20 protein-coding genes are annotated in these 25938 nt (G+C 37.8%); 1 reads left to right on the top strand and 19 read right to left on the bottom strand.

Translation table 11 applies throughout. The features are described 5' to 3' along the window. The first annotated feature begins 2 nt into the window (after positions 1-2). Positions 3-1007, top strand: a complete 1005-nt coding sequence (locus Q7J63_RS03050) for a hypothetical protein (RefSeq protein ID WP_304883914.1) — start codon at positions 3-5, stop codon at positions 1005-1007. A gap of 338 nt (positions 1008-1345) precedes the next feature. On the opposite strand, the gene Q7J63_RS03045 is transcribed toward Q7J63_RS03050, so the two are convergent. The 19 genes from Q7J63_RS03045 to rfbA form a co-directional block, all read right to left on the bottom strand. Continuing rightward, positions 1346-2248, bottom strand: coding sequence for a hypothetical protein (locus tag Q7J63_RS03045; RefSeq protein WP_304883913.1), 903 nt, complete (start codon positions 2246-2248; stop codon positions 1346-1348). Next, a complete protein-coding gene (locus Q7J63_RS03040) occupies positions 2245-3111 on the bottom strand; it encodes a class I SAM-dependent methyltransferase (protein WP_304883912.1) in 867 nt (288 codons plus the stop codon). Before Q7J63_RS03040 ends, Q7J63_RS03045 begins: the two co-directional genes overlap by 4 nt. Further along, positions 3108-4958, bottom strand: coding sequence for an asparagine synthase (glutamine-hydrolyzing) (gene asnB / locus Q7J63_RS03035; protein WP_304883911.1), 1851 nt, complete (start codon positions 4956-4958; stop codon positions 3108-3110). The genes Q7J63_RS03040 and asnB (Q7J63_RS03035) overlap by 4 nt, the downstream gene beginning before the upstream one ends. 1 nt (position 4959) lies before the next feature. Then, positions 4960-6153, bottom strand: a complete 1194-nt coding sequence (locus Q7J63_RS03030) for a glycosyltransferase family 4 protein (RefSeq protein WP_304883910.1) — start codon at positions 6151-6153, stop codon at positions 4960-4962. Further along, positions 6150-7310: a hypothetical protein gene (locus Q7J63_RS03025; RefSeq protein WP_304883909.1), complete on the bottom strand. Its 1161-nt coding sequence runs from the start codon at positions 7308-7310 to the stop codon at positions 6150-6152. The genes Q7J63_RS03030 and Q7J63_RS03025 overlap by 4 nt, the downstream gene beginning before the upstream one ends. A gap of 40 nt (positions 7311-7350) precedes the next feature. Then, positions 7351-8151, bottom strand: coding sequence for a DUF563 domain-containing protein (locus Q7J63_RS03020; RefSeq protein ID WP_304883933.1), 801 nt, complete (start codon positions 8149-8151; stop codon positions 7351-7353). Between the two features lie 449 nt (positions 8152-8600). Further along, complete coding sequence (asnB, locus tag Q7J63_RS03015; RefSeq protein WP_304883908.1) at positions 8601-10556, bottom strand: asparagine synthase (glutamine-hydrolyzing); 1956 nt, start codon at positions 10554-10556, stop codon at positions 8601-8603. 3 nt (positions 10557-10559) lie between these two features. Continuing rightward, positions 10560-11510 carry a glycosyltransferase gene (locus Q7J63_RS03010; protein ID WP_304883907.1) on the bottom strand — a complete coding sequence of 317 codons (951 nt, stop codon included), beginning with the start codon at positions 11508-11510 and terminating at the stop codon, positions 10560-10562. 36 nt (positions 11511-11546) lie between these two features. Beyond that, positions 11547-12782: a glycosyltransferase gene (locus tag Q7J63_RS03005; protein ID WP_304883906.1), complete on the bottom strand. Its 1236-nt coding sequence runs from the start codon at positions 12780-12782 to the stop codon at positions 11547-11549. Then, entirely contained in the window at positions 12779-14638 is a 1860-nt protein-coding gene (gene asnB / locus Q7J63_RS03000) for an asparagine synthase (glutamine-hydrolyzing) (protein ID WP_304883905.1), read from the bottom strand. Before asnB (Q7J63_RS03000) ends, Q7J63_RS03005 begins: the two co-directional genes overlap by 4 nt. A 44-nt stretch (positions 14639-14682) precedes the next feature. Further along, positions 14683-15567, bottom strand: coding sequence for a glycosyltransferase (locus Q7J63_RS02995; protein ID WP_304883904.1), 885 nt, complete (start codon positions 15565-15567; stop codon positions 14683-14685). A 43-nt stretch (positions 15568-15610) separates the two neighbouring features. Continuing rightward, positions 15611-16876, bottom strand: coding sequence for an ABC transporter ATP-binding protein (locus Q7J63_RS02990; protein WP_304883903.1), 1266 nt, complete (start codon positions 16874-16876; stop codon positions 15611-15613). A 6-nt stretch (positions 16877-16882) separates the two neighbouring features. After that, positions 16883-17743 carry an ABC transporter permease gene (locus tag Q7J63_RS02985; RefSeq protein ID WP_304883902.1) on the bottom strand — a complete coding sequence of 287 codons (861 nt, stop codon included), beginning with the start codon at positions 17741-17743 and terminating at the stop codon, positions 16883-16885. A gap of 97 nt (positions 17744-17840) precedes the next feature. Further along, positions 17841-18929, bottom strand: a complete 1089-nt coding sequence (locus tag Q7J63_RS02980; protein ID WP_304883932.1) for a formyltransferase family protein — start codon at positions 18927-18929, stop codon at positions 17841-17843. 161 nt (positions 18930-19090) lie between these two features. Then, a complete protein-coding gene (locus tag Q7J63_RS02975) occupies positions 19091-21493 on the bottom strand; it encodes a tyrosine-protein kinase (protein WP_304883901.1) in 2403 nt (800 codons plus the stop codon). Between the two features lie 4 nt (positions 21494-21497). Then, the gene (locus Q7J63_RS02970) at positions 21498-22232 is read right to left on the bottom strand and encodes a polysaccharide biosynthesis/export family protein (RefSeq protein ID WP_304883900.1); all 735 of its coding nucleotides are present in this window, start codon (positions 22230-22232) and stop codon (positions 21498-21500) included. A gap of 233 nt (positions 22233-22465) precedes the next feature. Continuing rightward, positions 22466-23785 (bottom strand): nucleotide sugar dehydrogenase, encoded by a 1320-nt coding sequence (locus Q7J63_RS02965; RefSeq protein ID WP_304883899.1) that lies wholly within the window; start codon positions 23783-23785, stop codon positions 22466-22468. Positions 23786-24210: 425 nt separating this feature from the next. After that, positions 24211-25056, bottom strand: a complete 846-nt coding sequence (gene rfbD / locus Q7J63_RS02960; RefSeq protein ID WP_304883898.1) for a dTDP-4-dehydrorhamnose reductase — start codon at positions 25054-25056, stop codon at positions 24211-24213. Then, positions 25053-25937, bottom strand: coding sequence for a glucose-1-phosphate thymidylyltransferase RfbA (rfbA, locus tag Q7J63_RS02955; protein WP_304883897.1), 885 nt, complete (start codon positions 25935-25937; stop codon positions 25053-25055). The genes rfbD and rfbA overlap by 4 nt, the downstream gene beginning before the upstream one ends. Position 25938 lies beyond the last annotated feature (1 nt).

The raw sequence follows: 25938 nt of genomic DNA, 5'->3' as shown, positions 1-25938 counted from the left end.
GTATGAAATCATTCCTAAAAAAAGTGTTTGTGTTTTTATTGGTTGGAAGCCTTCCCGTTTGGTTATTGCTTTTTGGTTATTTTATTTTTGACCCTTTTAAGGTTTTGCGCACTTATGACAACTTTTCCTTTCCAGATGTATTGCCAAATAGAGATTACATTTCCACAGAGATATTTCTCAACAATTATCAGCAATACGATTTCAATTCATTCGTTTTTGGAAGCTCGCGGACATTGGCATTCAGACCTGAATCATGGGTGAAGTATTTGCCCGAGGGAAGCCGGCCCTTTATATTTGATGCCTCCGGTGAATCCATTTATGGGATTAACAAAAAAATCAAACTCATTGATCAGCTTGAGTTGAAAATAGAAAATGTATTGATTATTATTTGCCTGGATGTTTCATTCCAACGGTCAGCAAACCATGAGGGGCATTTATACATCAAACATCCTGAAATTTCGGGGGAATATTTCCTTCCATTTCAACTAACTTTTCTCCAGGCTTATGCCAATCCAGGTTTTCTTTTGAGTTTTTATGATTTTAAACTAACGGGAAAATTCAAACCCTATATGTTGGATTATTTGGAAAACAGGGCGATTACCTACGATAAAGTCAACAATAAAATGACAATTGAAGATCAAAATCATGAATTGGCGTTGAACCAAGTGGCTTATTATGAAAAAAGGAAAGATGTTTTTTACCAGAGATCAGAAAATCAGTTTATAGACACCGTGAAACAAATCAATGATGTCCACAAAAAATTACTTTTCGAAATCAAACAACTCTTAGACAAACACAAAACCAATTACAAAGTGGTCATCAGTCCCTTGTACGACCAAATCAAGTTCCATCCAGAAGACCAAAAGATTCTGGAATCATATTTTGGAGAAAATCTTTATGATTTTTCAGGAAAAAATAACATAACCGATGAGATTACAAATTATTATGAGTCGAGTCATTATAGACCAACTGTAGGGGATACGATATTTAGGTCCATCTATCGCTGACTAACAAAAAAAATCCTGCTTTCACAGGATTTTTTTTGTTAGTCAGCGTAACCGGCTTCATTTCCATCTTTTTGATATAAATCTTAAAAATAATTATTTTGGATTACATTAATCTTATAGCGTAGAAAATTTAATTGACTTTTAGCCTCACTCTATCTGTACCAACCTAAAATGACCTAATAATCACTGTTCGCCTAAAATATCCGACTTCACCGATTCTATAATAAACGTTACTCCCTAAACAGCCTGATTTTCTATTGGCGACAGCCCAATACAGGAAGTCGAATACATATTTCCGTCTAAATCACTTCAAGTTAGATGGTATCTTAGAATTGGAGTTAAAACAACTTCTTTTTGTTTTCCAATAACTTGATTTGAATCATTGCTTTAAAGTCCAAAAACCAACAATCTACTTTCTCAAGAAATGACAAAGGCTTGAACTCCTGTTGAGGAAGGCTAAAACCATCCAATTCCTTGGGCAACTTTCCGTGAAAAGGGACCGCACGCAAATAATCCGAACGCTTGAAAAGTCCAATATATTGGGTATCCTTGTCCCATGCCAACCATTTGTGTTTATACCACTTCTTGAAATCAAATTGATGACTATGTCCCCAGGTGGAGATTTTCTTCAAAACCTCTTCATTGGTTAATACCCAGCAGAGATGTAAACACAGCCCATCTAACATGAAGGCATTATCCATTTCATTGACAAGCCTACTCAGGTTAAAGTGAATACCTGGGTAATTTACATTGACTGCAAAATTGGGACAGGTGGTTACCGTCTGTTTGGAAAGTCCCCTATGTTTTCTGGCCTGCATCACATAGCCCGTATTTTTCCAGAACTTTACCCAAGGGCAAATGTATGCTGGATAATCAGGGTTTTTCCGGATTCCATCCAGGTTTTTCAAAAAATCCTCAGGCATGTAAAACTCATCGGCATCCTGAATGATCAAGTAATCTATTCCATCAGCCCTTGCTTGCTGTAGGGCATGTTCCCTTTGGGATTCATCACTTTCCCATACGCCCTCTAGAAATTGAATTTTTTCTGCGTATGGAAAACTTGATATCTTATTTATATCAAAATCTGAGCTAAAAGTTTCCCTCGCATTGGTGTTGTACTTGCTCCAAGGAACAGGGCTATGGCTCAAGTAGATTTTATCTACAAAACCGCCTGTGTTGGCCAGCATTCTTTCCATAGTAGCATTACCATAAAATGCCAGCGTCAAAATACCAAATTTCATTTTATCTCTTTAAATATTTGAAAACATAATTTTCTATCGCGAATAAATTCATTCAAATCCACTTCATTGTCAACTTGAATGAATTTATTCTCCGCCATGTACATCTCAATTTCTTTTGCTGAAACTACGTAAACTGCGTCTACATCGGGTTTAAATTCTTGGGTTTTAAAACACAATGGATTGATATTGATATAAAACCCAGGAATCTTATTGGCCAATTTTTTGCACATTCTTGGAATAAGCAATTTGTTATACAAAGCAGCCCTTAGCGCACTTATCAATCGTCCCTTTTTCAACAATTCCCTTCCACTTTTCAACCCTTCGGCAAATTGTTGGCTTGGCAAGAATCCATTGTCCAAATAACTTGGCGCCAGGACAATAATCTCACCCCCGGGTTTCAACATTCGAATGCATTCATCCAGAAATTTTTTTGGATATACGGTATGTTCCAAAACAAAGACCGAAAAAATCAAATCAAAATGACCATCTGGATAGTTATACTCTGTAGGGTTCTCAATAGTTTTAAAAGTAGCTTCTTTAAACCTTTTTTGATTATTTGCGATGATATTGGGTGAAAAATCAATTCCTGAATATTTAGACATCAATTCTGGATTGAATTTTAAAATTGGGCTTTCCCCACATCCAATTTCAAGTATGGTTTCAGAAACCCTAGCCCTTTCCAATATCTTTCGGTGCGTCAGATAAGAAGAATCGGTCCATAAAAATTCACTATCGGAAATATCTGAGTAATACACGGTGTTTGTCGTGTAATACGCACTCATTTTTTCGGAAAGCTGAGCCAGCTTTTGATTGTTTTTTGAATCAATCGAAGAAATCCACTCTATTTTATATTTTTCAATCATAATTTTACATTAAATAAATTTGACCAACAAGCCAGCGAAACAGTTCTCCAAAGTCTTTCCGAAATCTCTATGCTATTTCCGGAGCTTCTATAAAAGTCAATATCCTTTTGAATAACCTTTCCATCCACCCATGTTGGTGAGCCCACCATTTCTTTCACCCAGTCGATCTCTGAATGCAACATCTCATGAATGGGCGTGAAAAAACCCAACTTGTCTTTTCTTTTAAAAACAGTTTCAGGAATAAACTCTTTACCCGCCTTTCTAATAAGGTCTTTGGAAAACCCATTTTCAAAAAAACTTTCCGGACTAAAAGTTGAAACAAGGTCCAATAGTCTGTGGTCAAGAAATGGCATTCTTCCTTCGATGGATCTAGCCATTCCATTGCGGTCGTCGTAATGTACCAAGTGAGGAATATGGACACCTGAAATGGATTCCTTCAAACTTGCCTCCCAGTTGTTGGCCAAAGCCAATCTGCTGGACATTTCAAATTTGCCAGCTGCTTCCCTTAATTCATTCGACAGAAAAAATCTCCTCTTTTCCCTTGAATTCATGCGCATGCTTCTTTCCAATTGAGGGAAATAGGCACCTAGTCCAATCCTTAAGGTTTCCTGAAGGTTATAATTTGATTTTTTCAACTCGGGCAATGCATAGCTGAAATTCAATCGGCTCAACTCATGGGAAAACAATTGTTTGATATTGTGTGAATACCCTCTAAAAACCTCATCAGCACCCTGTCCTCCAAGCACCACTTTGATCCCTACGTCCTTGGCCATATCCATCAAAAAGCTGTGTGCGATGATGGATGGATCTCCGAAAGGCTCTTCTTGAATATAAATGGTTCTTTCCAAACTTTCCGAAATCTTAACTTGGTTCAGATCTTTGGCAAAAAGATTTATATGACTTCCCCATTTGTCTGAAACAGCCTTAACATAAGGACTTTCATCCCACTTTGATCCTGGAGTCTGTGCTGTAAATACGGAAATCGGATTGTTTTTTGTTGTCCTAGAAGCCAATATCCCGACCACCAAACTGGAATCCAATCCGCCACTTAAACTTGCCCCGATAGGGACATCTGAGATGGTTTGTGAACTGACTGCTTCATATAGACATTCTTTCAAAAGCGTTATTTCCCTTTCACCAACTGGGATTTTATCCTTTATATGGGTCAATGGAATTTCCCAATATTTTTTGGAGACAATGGAGGTATCGGTGGTACTGATCCAAGCATAACTGCCAGGAAGAAGCTGAAATATCTCTGCAAAAAAGGTTTGATCGCCCAGGTGCCCGTAATTCCCCAAAGCCAAATATTCGGCAACCATCAGGCTGTTTGCCTGGTTGGATTGTCCAGGTATCAGCAATGGTTTGATTTCACTGGCAACACCAAAATCTCCATTGGAATAAAATCGATAATACAGAGGCTTCTGACCGTATCGGTCTCTCGACAGAAGCATCTTTTTTTCCTGTGTGTCCCAAATGGCAATTGCCCACATTCCTACCAAAAGTGAGAACATCTCAGCCCCAAGGATTTCAAAAAGGGAAAGAATGGTTTCGGTATCGGAATGCCCTTTCCAATTTTTATTTGGAAAATATTTCGCCCTCAATTCTATATGGTTATAAATCTCACCATTAAAAATGATGATGTACCTTTCATTTGTGGAGACCATGGGCTGATGCCCTGCCTCGCTCAAATCCTGAATAGACAATCTTTGGTGCACCAAACCAACAAAACCATCCTTCCAATCCCCTTCAGAATCAGGCCCCCTGTGACGAAGTAATTGATGAGAGCGTTCTAAAAAGGTATCTTTCTTTTGTTGATCCTGGGTTAGGATTGCAGCAATTCCACACATTTTATTTCCTGAGTAATTTATATTTTAAATACCGCACTTTAGCCAAAGGAGTGGATATTTGAGAATTCATTTTCATTGCAATCGAAATGGGGTACGGATTTGGATTTGTTTTCAAACCGTTTCCAAAATCACGGTAAGCATTCAAACATGAGACGATACTGTAATTTTTTTCTGCTAATTTTCTTGCGTGAATTGCATGTTCTGAAAGATCATCCTCAAGGGCAAAAGCCAGTTGTTTTTTTGCCTGATCGATGTCTCCAACAGGATATAGGAAAACAACGCCATTTGACATTGGATCTGCAACCAAGTCCTCAACTCCGCTCACCTCAGAACTTACGATTTTGCAGCCAGAGGCCAAAGCCTCCATTACTGCCACTGACATCCCTTCGTAATTGGACGTTTGAAGCAAGACTTTTGAGTCTTTCAATTTATCTTTGAGGATATTTGATGCAGTCCAGCCATGAAAAAACAAGTTGTCTTCAAGCTTATGGGTTATGGTTTCTGATCTGAGTTCCTGTAATTGTCCACCGTCGCCATAGATATTCATTTCCCAATTTTCTGATTGATTTTTTAGCGCTCTGGCAATTTTCGGAATATCTGTGACCCTTTTTTGTTCTTCTTCAATACGCCCAATCCAAGAAATGATATTTTGGTTTTTGGAACCAACTTTGAATTCCTCAATTGGGATTCCGCAAGGAATGACTACATGTGGAATACTATCGTTCACATCCGCTACATGATTTTTAATTCTATTGGATACAGATACAGCTCCTGATAAAAATCTGGAATATTTCCGATAGATGTCATAATAGGCTTGATCGTCACTATGCAACACGCCTATTACTTTGAAAAGATGCGACATTTGACAGCATGCCTTCCAGCAAGCTTCATCATCAGATGGAACCAAAGTCGCACCAGGGCTGACATACTTCATGATGAGTCTCCTGTATACCGAAACTCTGCGATCTAGCGTGCCCAGCTCAAAATCCAAACCTACCGTTTTATAATAAACGTGTTTCGGACTGTCTATAAAAGACACCATATTGGGTCTGTTTCCGCCAGAAATAAATGTTTTATTTGGTTTGACAGTGATAAATACGGAGCTTGGATCCTGCCGAAATGCCTCCAAAAACACATCCTTCATCCACGAAGTGACTCCTCCCCTATGATACGGATGGCAAACAAAAGCAATCATAATTTGTTTTTCAAAAGGTTTGTCAAAAATCCATAAAACCCATTCTGGTCTGAAACAGGGGCCGTACAATTTTCAATATAAAAAAGCCCATCCTTCTTTCCATTCAAAAATGACTGAATGGTTGCCAAAACTTTTTCCTCCGTATCATTGACAACGTCTGGGTGCCCCCATTCCTTGAACAAAGCATGAAAAGCTCCGCTGTCCTTTCCTATTACCATAATAGGTTTTCGAAATGCACAGGCTTCATAAAATTTAGAGGGGATTACAAGTCTTCCTTTTTTGGACCAAGCAAACAGTATTATAATATCTGCCTCATGGTAGGATTCCTGCAGTTGTTGTTTGTCCAAATAGCCCAAATCAACCGTCGGAATTTCCATTTCCCTCAATACATTGGACGTCCTATCTTCTCCTGCAAAATAAAATCCTATTTGATCCTCAAACCGTTCTAGAGATTTTGACAATAATTCTGGTTGCATTGCATAAAAATGAATATTGCCAGCATAAAACAATCTCTTTTCCAAACCTTCATTTCTTAAGGGAAAAGAAGGTTTGGTTGCCTCTATTGTATTCGGTATACAATGTCTCAAGGTTTTAATGCTTTTATTTATCCTTTTGGAATCTTCTTCCGACCATTCAGGTGAAACATGGATAATTTGATCAGCAAGTGATAATTTTCTTTTCAACCAATGAATTCCTACCGGAATATTATGACTTCTTAGACCATCCACCAAAGAATCCTGTAAATCAACCCACCACGGTTTATTAAGTTTTTTCTTTAAATATTCTCCCAACCAGATTGTTCCCCTTGGTGTGAAAAATGAAATAATCAAATCATAATCATCGTCTATAAAAGCCAATATTTTTTTTCGGTTCCTGAAAAAACTATAACCAATTTGATCTCCCCAAACCAGCATTATAAAAAACGTATAGATTTTATTCAATATCTCGTTTTTCAAATATTTTATCAAAGGAATTTCAAGAGTCCTATTGTCCCACAAGGAGAGATTCAGGTCTTCATTTTTCGTGGTGATATAATCAATCTTATAGCCATTCTCTAAAAAGAAGTGCTCGTATTGTTCTATTCTCCTGACCAAAGCGGTAGACTGAATGTTTTTGTTTTGAGGATTATGGTAGGCTATAAAAAGAACTTTCTTCATCGGTTAATATCAATGGTAAATAACTGAAAGCGGATGATTTTCACAAATCAAAAAATGAGGTAATTTTATCTTTCAGTAAGGTCTCGGATAAATTGAAATTTTTTGGATTATTAATTAAAAACCCATCCCCTAAAATACAGGAATATTTGAATCCCATTTTTTTGGAAAGATTTCTGTAATGTTCTGGCGTGAGTTCCGCTCCCGGGAAAATCTCCAAAATTTTTAAATGATGGCCAGACCTGAAAATAATATTTGTTAATCCTGCCCCATGCACACCAATTATTTCTGATGCGCCGGAAAACAAGACTATTTGTTCTTCCAAAGATAATTTGGAGGAGTCCACAATTTTAAACCCAAATTTAACAACTATTTTTTCTATTTCTGAAAAATTAATGATTGCTCTACCATGTTCCACTGGTCGAAAAATAAATAATCTGTCATTCTTCTCATAATTTCTAATGTAGTTTAATGATTCAACGACTTTATAAACACTGTCAGATTGAAAGGTGTCTTTACAAAGTATGAGTTTTTGGATATAGTAATATTCATTTGGCTTTTGGATAATAATTCGCCTCTTTACAAATGTACTTAGTTTCAAGAATTCCTGAACATATTTTATGCTTGGAAATTTATTTGGAACAACAATCGGGATGTGGTTCGGGATTCCATTTTCTTCCAAAAAAAACAACTGACTCAGCGTATCAATAAAAAAATGGTAATAATTTTGCCATGCATATTTGATACTGATGGCTTCTTTAAGATAGATTTTCTTTTTGGTTGGAGAAAGAAATTTCAGTGTGGAAGGCCTTCTCTTTTTAATATCCCATGGATCATTTACCATTGGAAAAGAAAATTTGAAAATCGAGAAAGGTTCCAATATTACCCATCCGAAGTCCGGCTCAAGAATTGCATTTTTTATCTCAAAGAGATAAGAGGTAAATAAATGGCAATAAAACTCATGCTGTCTTGGCTTTGACTCCAATAATTTTTCAAAGTCAATATCTGGGTAATATTCCTTGATTTTACTTTCGTGAAAAACCCATTTGACCGGAGTAATAGTTGATCCTGTTTCCTTCAATCTCCAAATGTTATTGTCAACATAAGGGGTAATGACTCTTGAATTCAGTCGATTCAATATAGAAAATTCAGACATCTGGTTGTTTATTAACAATTAATAAACCCTAAATGTGGGAATATGATAAATGCTCCTTTTGTATTGTCACGGTACTTTTTAAAATCATGAAGGGAGGGGATTTTTTTCAATAGAAAATTGGGTATTAAAAGAGCCGATTATATTTCGAACTTCGCTTTTTGTCCAATCATTTCCCCATACCAATGCTTGAAATTCAATATCCTCCAAGAATCAAAAGAAAAAGGAATTGCGCCGGTTTGGGTGTCCAAAAAGAATTTGTTTACTTTCTTGTCATTCAGAATATCTAAAGAATTTTGATTGTTGGTCATTTTTTCCAAAAACCAATCCTTGCCATCTTGCTTCATCCATCTTTCCTCTGCTGAGACAAAACCCATTTTATCCCTCCGGTCCAAAATTGAATCTGGAACCAACCCTCTAAAGCTTTTTCTCAGGATATATTTTCTTTCTCCATTTCTATAGACCATTTCTTCAGGCAAGCCCAGTGTGAATTCCATCAATCGGTAATCCATAAACGGCGTTCTGCTTTCGACCGAAAAAGCCATGCTGTTTCTATCCTCATACCGCAAAAGAGAGGGTAAGGGTGATGTTTGTATTTGATTGATGAGATTTCCCTGAAGGGAGGTAGAACTCCAATTGTGCTCTTTGAAATTCTTAGGATTGATCCATTCGGGATGTTCATCTTTTCCTGGTCTCCAGCGATCCGGAATCAAATTTTTCATTGACTCAGGCAGCGGGTTTTGAAGAGCGCCAAGTAAAAATCCTATCGGGTAATTTCCATGTGTGTTTTTATAGCTTTTGGCTTCTCGATGCAAATGTCCAAATTTCCCACCCCTAAAAAGGCCCACATAAAGAGGAAGATCATTCCCTCCATACCCTGCAAGTTGCTCATCTGCGCCCTGCCCATTGATCATTACCGTCAACCCTGCCTTGCCTGCACCTTCAAACACGCACCATTGGCTGAATTGACTGGTACTGCCAAATGGATAATCCATGTGCCAGATCAATTTCTCAAGATCTCTCTCCAGTTTTTCAAATGAGGGAAATACTTTGTGGCTTTTCGATTTTGTTTGCCTATTGATAATCTCAGCGAATTCGGTCTCATCGTAGCGCTTGTCTTCACTACAACTGGTCACTGTTTCCAGCAATTTATCTTCTTGGCCGGTCTCATCCAGAAGTTCTCTCATCAGACACACAATGGTGCTGCTATCCAATCCACCACTAAGCGCACTCCCAACCGGAACATCACTTCTAAGCCTCAACCTGACAGCATCTTTCAACAATTCCCTGAATGCCTCTTCAGCTTGAAGCATGGATCCGCTCCAAGACTTTGGTTCAAAAACGTACCACTGATGCTGGGAAAAATTATCTGTAACAAGATCAAAAGTGAGCATTTCGCCTGGATTTATCTGATAAATACCTTTTTCAAAGGTATCACTTTCGTGATCCAAATATCCATACCTAAGATAATCGAAAGCAATCTGCTCGTTCAGTTCAAATTTATATTGAGGCAAGATCCTCAATTGTTTTATTTCCGAAGCGAAAGCGGTATAGCCTGGACAAAGCGTGTAATAGAGTGGTTTGACACCGAACCTGTCCCGGACTACAAATATTTTTTTTGTGTTTGAATCCAAAATAAGGAAAGCAAACATGCCATTGAATCGATGGAGACATTTTTCTCCCCATTGGTCCCAAGCCTGCAAAATCACCTCTGAATCACTTTGGGTCAGGAATACCCTTCCCATTTTAATAAGTTCTGCTCTTATTTCAAGGTAATTATAGATTTCACCATTAAAACACAAAGAAAATTGTTTGAAAATCATGGGTTGATGTCCCGCAGGACTCAAATCCAAAATTGACAAACGCCTATGTCCAAAAGCTACCTGATAATTTTCATCCTTAAGCTCCTCAAGCTGATGAAAGACCCTACTTTCCTGATTTGTATCCTCGTCTGCAAATATTCCGGGCTGCTCACCTGATGACCAAAGAAGATAGCCCGAATCATTTGGACCGCGATGGTGAATGATTCTTGTTGCCTCCTTTAAGGGAATCGAAAGTGTTGGTTGCCTTCTAATTATTCCAAATATTCCACACATTTCCTAGAATTTAACTGTTTGTTTGATGATCACTGCCCTATGGCTCCCAATAATCTTTCCCAACAATTGATAAAAAAATCCACCTTTGACTCCAATTTTGGGATTGATCGTCATGCAGAAATCAAGAAATTTCTTTGACTCATCAGGCATTTCTTTTCTGTACAAAGCCCACATGTCAAATAGATATTCGGAAAGAGCAAGGGCATATTTTTCATTCCATTTCCCCACAATTTCCAACTCTTCCTTGAAAAAACGACGAAGCTTGTACACTTGAATCATTTTATTGGCATCGTTCTTCACTACGCCAACCCTTTCATTATAATGTTCCCGGATCAAGGTTTTGGGTGATTTTTCTCCACAGATTTGACCATTTTCCACGATGGCTCTAAATATCAAATCAACATCCTGATTAATGGAAAGGTCCAAACGAAAACCTCCCAATTTCTCTAGAAAGCTTTTTCTCCACATCACTGCTGAAATTGGAATGAACCAGCCACCCAATAAGTTTCGCATGATTTCTGACTCTTGCCCCTCTCCATAGATGGGATATTGGGAAAACCGGGGTACAATTTTACCTATATCGAAAGCATCGTCACTTTTAAAAAAATCCCATGGTCCATAAATGGCGTCCATGTGTGATTTGCGCTTAAAGGAATTCAATTTGGATTTGACAAAACCAACATCCAATAAATCATCCGAATCTAGAAAAACAATGTATTTTCCCTTGGCTTCTTTTAAGCCTAGATTCCTCGCAGCAGGAGCACCTTGTTTGTTTTGAACTAAAAAACGAACACTTGGATATCGGGTAGTAATCAATTGCTGGGTGCCATCTGTTGACCCGTCATCCACCACTATAATTTCCTTTTCTATTCCATCATCCAAAAAAATTGAATCCAATGTCAAAGGCAAAAGCTTTATCCTATTGAAAGTAGGTATGATAATGCTGACCATCATCTTAAGCAATCTAAAATGGATGATCTGAAAATTTGTTTAAGCGACACTTTGATCTTTTGAGAAGTGTTCCAAAAGTTTTTTTGAGTTGTCTAAAAAGGTACCCAATTTCAGCACCTTTTCCCTTGTTGTAACTGGGGTATCCGCATTTGTATTGATTAATTTCTGCAAAGCCAATACCAATTCATTTAGATTTCTAGGTTGGATCAATGAGCAATCATGGGAATTTATGAAAATTTCGGAATGACCTCCTACGTCGGAGGCAATGATTTTAAGGTTTGTTGCCGCAGCTTCCAAAAGGGCGTTGGCCATTCCTTCATTGTAGCTTGGAAGGACAAAAGCATCCACTGCTCTGTACAATTCGGACAAATGATTATGTGAAAGCTGACCAATGACGTTTACAAAGTTTCCCAATCCTCTCTTGCGTGCTTCCTCTGTTAGATCAAGGGCGTCAGCACTTTCTCTATTGATGGCGACGCACAACAAATTCCAATTTTTCAATTGGCCTTTTATTTCCAACATGGCATCAAAAAGTTCTAACCAACCCTTTTCCCTTAAAGGAGTTCCCACACAGAGGAGATAGTTTTTTGAAGCATCAAGATTGAATTTTTCTTGAAGGGATCTTTTTTCACCATTTATTGGCGGTCGGAATTTCTTTGAGTCCACTCCGTTATAAATGACATGTACCTGTTTTTGATGTTTTTTCCCAATCAAATCATTTGCATCCTTACCTAGCCTTTGGCTATTGGCGAATATCAAATCGGCATGATCGAATACTACTTCAATATGGTGAATCAATCCGGGGTTTTCTTTTGGCCAAGCATGAATATCGTCACCACGGGCTATTGCCGCAAGCTTGATTCCTGTTAGCGCTTTGACCTTGGTACCGATGTATCCGAAATCCGTCAAAAAATGAGCATATATCCAATCAGCATTTTTCAAGTCTGACGACTTCTGAATATATCGCGAAAAGGATCTTGCCAATCTATCGTAATAATTTTCGGTAAAAAGCCTATTGGGCATTTTCACAAAGGAAGACACTTTATGAATGGTGACCCCTTCCACGACATCCAAATAATTATGAAAAGAATCAAACCCTGCTTTCCAATAAATATGTGACTTGTGCAATCCTCCTCTTGGAAACCAATTGTAATCTTGCAAAACATGACATTCACAGCCCAGTTCCTGCAAAGCTTTGACTTGTTGGTGAATGAAAATGCCATTCATCGTGGCATTTTTCCTTGGATAATTTGGCGTGAGGATTATTATTTTCAATTCTTTTCCAGAAAATAACTTAGTGTAACCAATCCAAATGCCAATGAAGGATTCAATTGATTTTGATCATTTCTCAAAAATTTTCCGGCAATAGTATCCGTATCAATCAATCCAGACTTGCCCAAAGCATTCAACTTTTGCAAGAAGAGATTTTTGGTGGGAATATCCTCCTGTAGCATTTTCTTTAAAGGGGAATTGAACCCAGTTTTTTTTCGGTAAGCCAGTGAATCTCCAAAATGTTTTTGGACAAGCAATCTCAAAGGAAGTTTTCCAAATTGGTCATTCCTCTTGTGTCTTTCTGGAATGGAGAAACAAAATTCAACAAAGCGATGGTCCAAGAAAGGCACTCTGGCTTCAAGTCCCTGACTCATGGTCATTCTGTCGACTTTGGTCAACATTTCATCTACCAGACTTGTTTTCAGATCCAAATAAAGCATGTTGTTGAGCAGCTCTTCGCCTGAATATTCATTCCAGACATTTTCCAATCGGTTTTTATACCTTGAGGTATCCACTTGGTTTCGAATATCCGGATGTAAAATTTCCAATGCTTCTTGTTCCTGAAGTATTTGATACCTATTCAAATATTTTTCACTATCTGCCAGCTGCAGATAACCCGCTGCTTTGACAAGCGAGTCTTTTCCAAAAGTCTTGCCTATCCCATTGAAAATGAAGGAGCGCGCATTTTTGGGCAGTCCTTGGAGGATAGGAGGATTATAAAAAGCCGTATGCCTTCCGTAACCACCCATGAGCTCATCTGCACCATCACCGCTCAATACCACTTTAACCTTGGTTTTGGCAAGGGAAGAGATACGGGAAAGAGAAAGTGCACTGCTAATCCCAAAAGGTTGATCCATATCCCCATAATATTGATCAAAGTCATTGAAAAAATCTGTTTCGACCACAAATGAATCATGGGATGCACCAATTTTATGCGCAGTCTGTGCTGCTATTTTGGATTCATCTTCAGGTTCTCCGGGAAAAGCCGCAGAGAAAGAATGAATGCCCTTTTGTTGTTCCCCTGCATAATGACTAATTAAACTTGAATCTATCCCTGCAGATAAAAAGGTTCCGACAGGTACATCAGCGATCAAGTGGTCGGAAACAATCCCCTTTAACAAGTGTTCAGATTCTTCGGCTACCTCCATTGCTGATTTGAATTGGTGATTCAGCGTCGTAGGTAAGTTCCAGAATTTATGCATCGTAAAACCGTCTTCTTCCCAAACCCCATAATGGCCCGGAGGAAGGGCTTTTATTTCCTTATACCATGAATTTGGCTCTGGGATGCTCCCCATTAGAAAATATTCGAATAAGGAGGTCGGATCAGGATGAACGACAAATAAGCCTGCATTTGCAAGAGGAGCGACTTCGGAAGCAAATCCGAAATTACCTTCGGACAAAGAATAATACATGGGCTTGATCCCTACCCTATCTCTGGCAATGATCAAATGTTCCTTTTTGCTATCCCAGAGTGCAAAGGAAAACATTCCTGTCAGTTCATTTAACACCTTCTGGATATTCCCGTCCAAATCTTCGTACAGGTGAAGAATGACCTCGCTGTCTGATGATGAATGGAAGTCATGTCCCTTTTGGATGAGTCTGTTTCGGATTTGTTGAAAATTATAAATTTCTCCATTACAAATCAAAACAAGGGACTTGTCTTCATTGAATAAGGGTTGGTTTCCCTTTTCGCTCAAATCAATGATCGATAATCTTGTATGGATCAGTGCAACAAACTCATTTTCAAAAAAACCAGAACCATCCGGACCCCTGTGTTTCAGTGAAGAAACAAATCTATCAATAAACGGTTTAGAATCTTTAGATTGTGATTTTTTGGCAAAGCCTCCTATTCCACACATTTTTTATTCGAAATTGATTTTTGTTGATTAAAAAATTTGACTGCCTATTTTATGTTATATTCTCTCTTCATCGAAACCGAAGCTGAGTTCAATAAGGTGAAGATTATCTTTTGGAAAATTCTAAATTTAAAGGAGCGGTTGAAAAGTATATATCTCAGCAAAATCACCCAGTTCTGATAATAAGAATCCCCATAGACATATTTCATTGTCTGCAGATAGTTTTTTTCAATTCTGTCTTCAGAAGTTGAGTTGTAAAACGAATTGGACAAAACCCTGTACAAACACAAAACATCAATCAATCCGTAACAGGAGAATTTCGTCAAAAGCCGCAGGTTCATCTGAAAATCTTCAAAAGGAATCATTTCATCGTATCCACCAACATCTTCCAGACAATGCGTTCGGTAGAGTACAGTTGGCGCCGAAATGAAATAGTTGTTCACGGCTACTGATTTTACTCTGCCTGAAGGCAGGTCCGATTGATGGGTCCAACCTTGTACAGCGAAATGGTTGTCCTTTTCAACAATTTCGCTTTTTTCATTGATGTATTTGAAGTTTCCATAAATAAAAGCGACCGTATCTGGAAATGTTTCAAAAACTCCAATTTGCTTTTCTATTTTATGAGGAAGTAAAATATCATCACAGGATATAAATTGGAAATATTTCCCTTTGGTCAAGGTCAATGCCTTATTCAAAGCGGCACAAACGCCTAAATTGATGACCTCTGGAAGGAATTGAACATCCGCAAATCTGGTATTCTGTATCCAATTGTGAATTTTTTCAACTGAATCATCCTTTGATCCATTGTCAATGACAATCAGTTGAATATTTTTATAAGTTTGTTGGTCGATACTTTCCAAAGTTTCTAAAACATATTCTCCATGGTTATAACTCATTGCTACTATTGTTACCAAAGGGGAATTGTTTGTCATAGAATTTATAGTTTGAACCGCCTGATTTGTTGACTAGGTAAAATTATTTTTGAAAATCGATTTCATAAGGAATATTGGGACGGAGTATCCCAGGCAAAACTTCTGTATTTGAACCCAAAGATTCATTTGCAACTTCAAAACCGATCAATTCCGCTTGACTGAAGAGCATGTATCTTTGGTTTTCTCCAAAAATCAAATTGAATTTGTATTGCCCCGCATTTAAAGTATAAGGAGGCAAATGTCCTTTAATGGTGTACAACCCTTTTCTGCTATCCCTATTTTTGGAAATCAATGCGCCATGGTGGAAAATTTTCACCTCTTCAACATTCACCAATTCGAAGGTAATGTCAAGATTGATTCCAACTTTTTCATTGTAAAAGGTACATTCAAAACTGATCCCTGAAGACACCGAAATGTAATCCCCTTGGTAAGCACCAACTTTAAACTCAAGGATTTTTATATGCTCATTTCCAATAATATCAGGTGAGTCCAAGTTAAAATGAACAAACTGATTCAGGTTGGAGTTTTGCTGATAATAATTGACTGACTCATGCGTGGATCCTTCAAAAGCGTAAGCTCCATTGTGAAGTACAATTCCACTTGTGCAAAGGCTTTTGACAGAAGCCATATTATGACTCACAAAAAGGATTGATCGTCCTTCTTGTCTACTGATATCTCCCATTTTACCGAGACATTTTTTTTGAAATTCTGCATCGCCAACAGCCAAAACCTCATCAATAATCAAAATCTCTGATTCCAGATGGGCTGCCACGGCAAAAGCAAGCCTAACGTACATTCCGCTACTGTACCTCTTTACAGGTGTATCAACATATTTGGCAACTCCAGCAAAATCTACGATTTCATCAAATTTCCGTTTGATTTCGGATTTTGTCATTCCTAAAATAGCGCCATTCAGAAAAATATTTTCTCTCCCAGTTAGTTCCGGATGAAAACCTGTTCCAACTTCCAGCAGGGATGCAACGCGTCCTTTAACATCGATATGTCCCTTGGTCGGAAGTGTCACACGCGAAAGAATTTTCAACAATGTGCTTTTTCCAGCTCCGTTTCTTCCGATGATTCCCAAAACTTCACCTTGACCAACTTGAAAGTTGATATCCTTCAGTGCCCAGGCATATTGACTACCATCGCTCACCGAACGGTCATTTTCAGTGCCAATTTCAGCAAAAGGATCTTCCTTTCCCCTCATTTTTGCCCACCATCTGTTGATATCGTGACTAATGGTACCAGTACCTATTTCTCCCAATCTATATAACTTGGAGACATTTTCTACATTGATTACAGGACGCATAGCTTATTAAACGGTATCGACAAATGATTTTTCTATTCTATTGAAAGTGACTGCTCCCAATAACAAAAGGACAATGGTAAATATTATACTATAGGAAATCCAGAACCAATCCAAAACACCTGAACCCAAATAAGCATATTTGAAACATTCCAAAATACTGGTCAGGGGATTCAACCAAATATAAAATTGATATTTTTCTGAAATTGAACTCATTGGATAAATAACAGGTGTGGCATACATCAACAACTGAACTCCAAAGGCTATCAAAAAGGTTAGATCACGATATTTGGTGGTCAATGCACTCGAAATCAATCCGAATCCCAAACCCAATCCACCCATCAACACCAACAATAAGGGCGTGAGCAAAATATACAAATTTGGATTAACGTCTTCGCCCAATAACACGTAGACCAATAATGTGACGAGAAAAAGACCAAATTGAATGGCAAATTTCAAAAGATTACTGATGACTTTACTGAGTGGCAGAACCAATCTTGGAAAATAAACCTTCCCGAAAATCGGGGCATTTTCGGTAAAGGTCTTTGAAGTCTGCGTGAGGGTTTCATTAAAATAATTCCAAATGGTAATCCCTGATAAATAGAACAGAATTTGTGGCACACCATCGGTACTGATTCCTGCTAAATTTCCGAAAATGAACATAAAAGTTATTGTGGTCAAAATCGGTTGGATAAAAAACCAAAGTGGACCTAGTATTGTTTGTTTGTATACCGTGACGATGTCACGTTTCACAAACAACATCAAAAGGTCTCTGTATTTCCATACCTGTGAGAAACCAATGCTTAAGGGGCCATTAGTGGCCTCAATACGAAAATCCCAATCGAGATCTTCTTTTTGTTTTTGATTCATTAATAATAAGATTTAAACTCAGGGTGATTTAAAAACACTTTGTGTTATTTAAACCAAAAATTTTAATTGAAAACTACTTTTGAATTCGAGCTACAATTCATTTGGAATGAAGACTTAAAAAATCAATCACAGAAACATTTCCATATTTCTCTGCATATTCCATCAATGAAATACCAGTATAATCTGAATGGCCCAGATTTGCTCCCGAAGCAATCAAATATTCCATTGATTTGAAATCATTGTTGGTCACTGAGGCGGTCATCGCATACATTAACACACTTGTACCTTTATTATTGGTGGTATTTGGATTTGCTCCATTATCCAGCAAGTATTTCAAAACATCAAAAGAATTGTGGTATGCGGCAACAATAAGCGGGTCCCATCCGAGCTCGTTTTTTTCCGTTAAATTGTAACCTTCCTCCGTCCTCTTCGCGATGGAAGACAAATTGTTTTCTTTGGCTTCCTGGAGAATAAGGTCCAATTGGTCAAAATAAACAATGACATCAAAATCAATGGTGGAATAGATCCGTTTTACAGCTGTATCCTGTGTAAAACTGCCAGGTTTGGAAATGGATCTCTTTTGGGTGATAATGGAATGGCTGATTTTAAAGCCATCGATAATGGGCAATTGAAAAGGTCTAAAAGAAAAAGCTCTGATTTGGTTGTGCACCTGAAAACCAGTTTGCCTGAAGTCGATCTCAATTACAGAAAAATCGATGGATTTTTTCGAATAGTAAGTTGAAAACAAATTATTTTGTGGTTCCGATTTCACCTTGTTTTCTAAAATCGAATCAATGTTTTTCTTAAAAAGAAAAAAGGAATGTTTCAAATAGGCCAGATAAAGACCGTATCCGTTTAAGGATAAAGGGATTGGGAATATTTCTTGGTCAATGATCTCCCCTGTATCGATACCGTCATCCATCCGGTGTAAAGTCACTCCTGATTCCATGTCGCCATTTAAAAGTGGAAGACAAGAAGTGTACATTCCCTTATATTTTGGTAAGAGGGAAAAATGAATATTGTAAAGTTGTGAGGTAAGAAATTTTGATGTTTTGATAATTTGATCAAATTCAAGCGAAATAAATACAAGATCCTTTAGGCCGTATAGTTCATCAAGGAAAACCTCTTTGATTCCCAATCTTTCTGCGTGCTTCTTGAATGATGGTTGCCAACCATCCAAACCCATGTCTCTTTTATTGGTACAAACAAGGATTTCCTCTTTAGGAATGCCTGTTTGTACCAAAAAGGTTAAAGCTTCACACGCAATTTTGCAACTTCCACCAATAGCAATTTTCATATTAAAGGGTCAATTGGTTATTTAGTGGAATGAATTGAATGAATTCCCGCTTACTTCTTTTTCTTGTCATCTTCATAGTATCCATAACCATAGCCATAAGTATACCCATAACCATATGTCACTTTGCTCCTATCCACACCATTGAATAACGCATAAACATTTTTAATACCCTTTTTGGTTTTCAATCCATTTACAGCTTCAACAAAAGTCCGTTGACTAAAATTTTGCCTAAAGACAAACAAGGTCATGTCCACGTGATCAAGAAGATCAAGGGTTTCACTGACCAAACCAACTGGCGGCGTATCTAAAATCACAATATCATAGTTCTGTTTTAGCTCACTTATTAAATTTCCGAAGGTATCCGTAAACAACAATTCCGCAGGATTTGGAGGTGTAGGTCCAGAGACTAAGATATCAAGGTTTTCATATTTGGTAGATTTCACCACTTTCCTCCAATCCTCTTCCTGACCACTCAAAAGCGTGGAAAGTCCCATGTCATTTGAAATCCCAAAATCCTCAAATATTTTTGGTTTTCTCATATCACAACCAACCAATAGCGTTCTTTTCCCTGTCAATGAATAGACTGAAGCCAGGTTCATTGAACAAAAAGTCTTTCCTTCCCCAGAAATTGTTGAAGTCACCATAATTGTCAATTGTGATTCTTTGGGAAGAATAAATTTGATATTTGCTCTAAGGGATCTGAATCCTTCTGCTATACCTGATTTCCCTTGTTCAAACACGACTAGATTGCTTGACTTTTTATTCAGTAGAATCGTAGCCAGTACAGGGACTCTAAGTTTTTGTTCCAAATATTTCACATCTTCAATTTTGGTTCTCAAAAACTCTCTCGAAACCACTATCATGATTGGAAGCCCAAGTCCCATTAAAAATGCAAATATGTAATTTCTTCGGGGCATCGGGCTCACCTGTCCTACTCCTGCAGCAGGTTCAATAATCTTGTTATTGGAAGTATTTGAGGCCTTGGTAATGGCAGATTCTGCCCTCTTCTGCATCAAGTAGGTGTAAATATTTTCATTTAGGGTAAACTGTCTTTCTATCCTGATCAGATTTTGTTCGGTCTGGGGAAGACTTCTGAAGGATTGTTCAATTTCCCTAATTCGTGTTTCTAAATTACGAATCAACAAAAGAGAATTTTGATCCACATTGGAAAGAATTTCTCTAATGGAAATGTTAAGATCTTGAATTTTCCTATTGACTTCTTTCACCGAGGGAGAAGCTTCGGTCTGAGTGGCAAGAAGTCGGGACTTCTCCACCTGAAATGCCAATAAATTAGAAATCAAGGCATTCAAAATGGGATCGTCAATACCCAAACCCGAAGGCACCACCAAATCCCTGTAGTTCTCCCTTAAAAGATACTCTTTTAGGTTTTGATAGTAAGATCTTTTAAATTGTTCCTGCTTCAGTTCCCTTTCGTATTCCGTCAGATTTTCAAAAACCGTTGAACTCTCTGTACTCAAATTGTATATTTTGTTGTCAGATCTGAAAGTTTCCAATTGACCCTCAAAGAATCTTAAGGAATCAGCGACTCCCGCCACCTGACTATCAATAAAAGCAATCGTATTTGCAGCAATTTCATTTTTCTGAGAAAGTTCTAAGTCAAGGTATGTCTTCATTAGTGTATTGAGATAAACCTGACCTTTTGTAGAATGGGGAGTGATCAATGAAAGATTGATGATTGATGAGGCCCTTTCCACAGGCTGTATTGTCAAACTACTCGCATACCACCAAACCAAAGAACTGACATCCCTAAGTTTTACCAATATCTCTCCATTTGGCTCTGCTCCTGTTTTGGAAACTTTGATCCTGAAGTGATTTCTTTCAATCCATTCCCCAAATTTAAATACCTCGTCAGCTGGAATGATCTCCATCTTCGTCAAGGTACCATCCGGAAGAAATTTATCATATTTTTCGTCATTGAAGGACAATGTGAAATCAGTGGGTGATTTCCACTTGATCGTAAAAAGTCCATTGATCACCTGTGGCGACTTCCAATCTACCTCTACAATAATCGGTGTGTTTCTGTAGAGTTCCTGATTGACAAAAGAACTATTCAAATAATTGCTAAGGTTTAAATCCAAGGCAAATGAATTTTTCAAATAATATTCTACATCAAAATCCAATTGACGCAAAGTAGCCTCTGCAATCGGTTTGGATTTAAGTATAATCACCTCATTCTGCAAACCAATATTGCCATTGTCCATGATACTGGGCGCCTCAAAAAGTGCCAATGCAGATTCTTTTTCCTTGATGAAAAACAAGCTGGAAACCCGGTGCATTGGAACTGTCAGTTTAGTCCAAATATACCCTGATAGGGAAAATAATATCACTGAAAGCAAAATCAATGGCCAAATCCTGAATATTTTTGGAATTAAGGATTTGAAATCAAACGAGCTCTCGTCTTTTGACAGAAACTCTTCTTCTTCTGATTGCATGTATTTAATTATTAATTAATGTTAACACTAAAGCAATAGTGGTGATGGTTGAGGTCACTAGCGTAAGCGATTGGATAAAATTTCCCCCAGAACCAACTTCTCTTACTTTTAAAGGTTCTGCATACAGGATATCATTGGGTCTGATAAAATAAAAATCTGAACCTAGCAAGCTTCGGTCATTCAGATTTATTTTATGGATTTGGGAGCCGTCGGGATATTGTCTCACCAAAACAAGTTCATTTCGTTTTGCGAAAATATTTAGATCACCAGCCACGGCAATGGCTTCAAAAATACTTACTCTATTTTGGAGTACGGTTTGTTTTCCCGGCATGTTGAATTCACCTAAGGCGCTAAATCTTATTCCTCCCAAACGAACTCTAACAAAATACTCATCTTCATTTACAAATTTACTCACACGTGAGGCGATCAATAATTTGGCTTGATTTACCGAAAGTCCTCGAAGCTCCAGTTCGCCTACCAATGGAAGTTCAACCATTCCAAATTCATCGATGGTATATCCATTCATAAAGAATACATCTCCTCCATTTTGGCCCATCATCATTCCGTTGTTGGCATTTTCTCCTACTATGACATTGAACAGCGTATTGAGCTCAGGACTAGTCGTTTTGATATTGATCTCGACAATGTCAAAATTTTGTAGCAGGTAATCCTCCATTTTATAAGGGATTTTTTCACTGGAATACACCAGAGAGTTGGTGGTTTCACCTAAATCCTGCATGTAGGTTATTCTTTTGTTTGAAATACAAGAAAAACAACCCGCCGATAAAATCAATAATAGAGATAGGATTCTGAACACACTTAATTTGGAAGATTTATTGATCATGATTATAGAAATAAATAACTAATATTTAGTAGATGATTTTTCTGCAAAATAGTTGAATAAATTTTGATTTGAATAGAAATCCAGTCAAAACATCACCTTATGCCTTAATATTAAAATAAACGTTGGTATTAAAGCCTTGCATCCACATTTTTCTTATCCAAAAATCCTTTGACATCATAAACCACTTGTTTGCTGGATTTCTTGATGTCAAAGCCGCTGAATTCTTTATGCGACACGGCCAAGATTATTGCAGAATAATCTTCCATCACTGGAAGGTTAGGTCCATTTAAAATATCAATGCCATATTCATGCTTAACCTCATTTCCATTTGCCCATGGATCATATACGTCCACATCCATATCAAATGAGAGCAATTCATTATAAATATCAATCACACGGGTATTTCTTACATCTGGACAATCCTCCTTAAACGTAAACCCAAGAATCAACACTTTTGCATCAATCACCTTAAGATCCTTGCGCATCATGTGCTTGATCACTTCGGTAGCAACGTGCTTGCCCATGCTGTCATTCAATCTTCTTCCCGCCAAAATGATTTCTGGATGATAACCTAATTCTTGTGCTTTTTGGGCCAAATAAAATGGATCGACACCAATGCAGTGACCACCGACCAATCCTGGTTTGAATTTCAAGAAGTTCCACTTCGTACCGGCTGCTTCCAATACCTCATGGGTATCTATTCCTATGAGATTAAAAATCTTGGAGAGTTCATTGACAAAAGCGATGTTGATGTCTCGCTGTGAATTTTCAATCACTTTTGCCGCTTCGGCCACTTTGATTGAGGAAGCTTTGTGCGTTCCTGCTGTAATCACTGAATTATACAATGCATCCACGTAGTCCGCAACCTCTGGCGTACTTCCAGATGTGACTTTCAATATCTTTGCAACGGTATGTTCTTTATCTCCCGGATTGATTCTTTCAGGAGAATATCCTGCAAAAAAATCAACATTGTACTTTAAACCGGACACTTCTTCCAATACAGGCACACATTCATCTTCCGTTACTCCGGGATATACTGTCGATTCATAAATCACCACGTCCCCTTTTTTAAGGTATTTGGCTATAGTTTCCGATGCCTTAATCATAGGTGTCAGGATAGGCCTATTGTGCTTATCTGTGGGCGTAGGAACAGTCACAACATAGATATTGCAATTTTCAATATCAGAAAAATTGTCCGTAGGAAATAAACCAACACCATTTTTGTTCAAGCTGGCCATATCCTGCACCAAAACCATTTTCAGGTTTTCATCTTCCACCTCAAGCGTGAAATCTTTACCGTCTTTCAATTCAGCCACTCTTTTTTTGGCGATATCTAATCCGACAGTATGGTATTTTTTTGCAAATTCAACAGCAAGCGGTAAACCTACATAGCCCAATCCTATTACTGCGATTTTTGAATTATCAAGTGATATTAGTGATGCACTCATATGAGATATTTATATATATTTTTTTTATAGATATATTTTATGCAGCTTCGCTCTTTCAGTCCCAAAATGGGGCCTAGCTGATCAAAAAATCGTTTCAGAGTCGGATGTTTTTGATGCTGCAAGCATCCGACTTTAATTTATTTGAATAGTGTGTAACCTGAAAAAAAGAAGATTTGAAGAAATATTTCTCTTGGAAGAACCGATTTGGGAAATTCAAAATTGAGCACAAATATTACTCGTTTTTCAGTTTCGTCCAAAAGATTATTATTTTTTCAAATACCCATAACTTTCAAAATTTTATTTTTAGAGGTAAATCTATTGATAAATAGACTCTTGCGTGATGAAATTAAAATTAGTTCTATTGATTGACTTATTGGAAATACATGCTCAAGTTCTGCTTTTGATCTCCCGGGCGAATTGATTTCTTAATAAATCTCCTGAAAAGCATTCTTCAAACTTTCTCTCCAATGGGGGATTTTCAAACCCATTTCCTTTTTTATCTTGGACTTGTCCAAAACACTGAAGTGTGGTCTTTTGGCTTGCGTTGGGTATTCATAAGCTTTTATGGGCTTTAGTTCCAGGTTTTTTCCAGCATATTCAAAAATGGATTGTGCAAAATCGTACCAAGACGCCACCCCTTCATTGCTAAAATGATAGGTGCCATTCGTTATTCCGTTTTTAAGCACTATACCAATTAGACATTGTGCCAAGTCTCCGGTGAAAGTGGGTGTTCCTATTTGATCCGAGACAACAGAGATCCTATTTGTTTTTTTGGATAAGTCCAACATGGTCTTCAAAAAGTTCTGGCCATATTCACCATAGAGCCAAGAGGTCCTGATGATGGCATATCGATTTGCGTTTTCTTGAATCTCTTTTTCTCCTTTTAATTTTGAATGTCCGTAAACACCCAGTGGAGAGGTTTCATCTTCTTCTTGATAAGCAATTGGTGAGTTTCCGTCAAAAACGAAATCTGTGGAAATATGGATCAAAAATCCATTTCCCATATGGTCACTTAACCATTTAGGACCCTCTGCATTTACCTTATAGGCAATTTCAGTAGCATCCTCAGCTTTGTCAACCGCAGTATATGCGGCACAATTGATGATGAAATCAGGCTGGAATTCCTCTAAAATCTGTTTTACTTTAGATTCATCCGTAATGTCCAATTCCTTTTTTGACATAAACTTCCAATCCCAATCCGGAAAATTTAATGCCTTTTGGGACAATTCCTTTCCTATTTGACTTTTGGAACCCGTAATCAATATTTTCATTTTTTTACTGCTAATGCTTTTTTGATAAGATACTGGCCGTATTCATTTTTCTTCAGTGGTTCGGCCAATTTCAATAATTCATCAGACGAGATATACCCCATTTCAAAGGCGATTTCTTCCAAACAAGCCACTTTCAATCCTTGTCTTTTCTCAATCGTGTGGACAAAATTGGAGGCTTCCAACATGGACTCGTGGGTACCTGTATCCAACCATGCGTAACCCCTACCCATCAATTCCACCTTAAGTTTGTCCTGATTCAAATACTCCTGATTGACAGTGGTGATTTCCAGCTCCCCTCTTTTACTTGGCTTGATGTTCTTGGCTATCTCTATTACCGAATTGGGGTAAAAATACAAACCAATAACGGCGTAATTGCTTTTTGGATCAAGGGGCTTTTCCTCAATACTGACCACCGTCCCATCTTTTTCAAATTCAACCACTCCATATCGCTGTGGATCTTGGACATAATATCCAAATACTGTGGCTTTTGATTCATTCTCTACCGTCTGTAGTGATTTTTTCAGCAAACTGGTGAAGCCGTGTCCATAAAAGATATTGTCACCCAATACCAGACACACATCGTCCTGTCCAATGAATTCTTCCCCTATAAGAAAAGCTTGCGCCAATCCATCGGGACTGGGTTGCTCAGCATACGAAAACCGAATTCCCAAATCACTCCCATCGCCCAACAACGTTTTAAAATTGGGGAGATCATGGGGTGTACTGATAATCAAAATGTCCTTAATACCTGCCAGCATCAAAACCGACAAGGGGTAATAAATCATTGGCTTATCGTAAATCGCCAGTAATTGTTTGGATGTACCTTTGGTAATGGGATATAAGCGCGTGCCTGACCCTCCTGCAAGAATGATGCCTTTCATG

This window comes from Rhodonellum sp. (assembly GCF_030656585.1).
Lineage (GTDB): Bacteria > Bacteroidota > Bacteroidia > Cytophagales > Cyclobacteriaceae > Rhodonellum > Rhodonellum psychrophilum.
The sequence above is the reverse complement of the archived record's forward strand: the minus strand, read 5'-3'. Positions and strand labels throughout refer to the sequence as shown.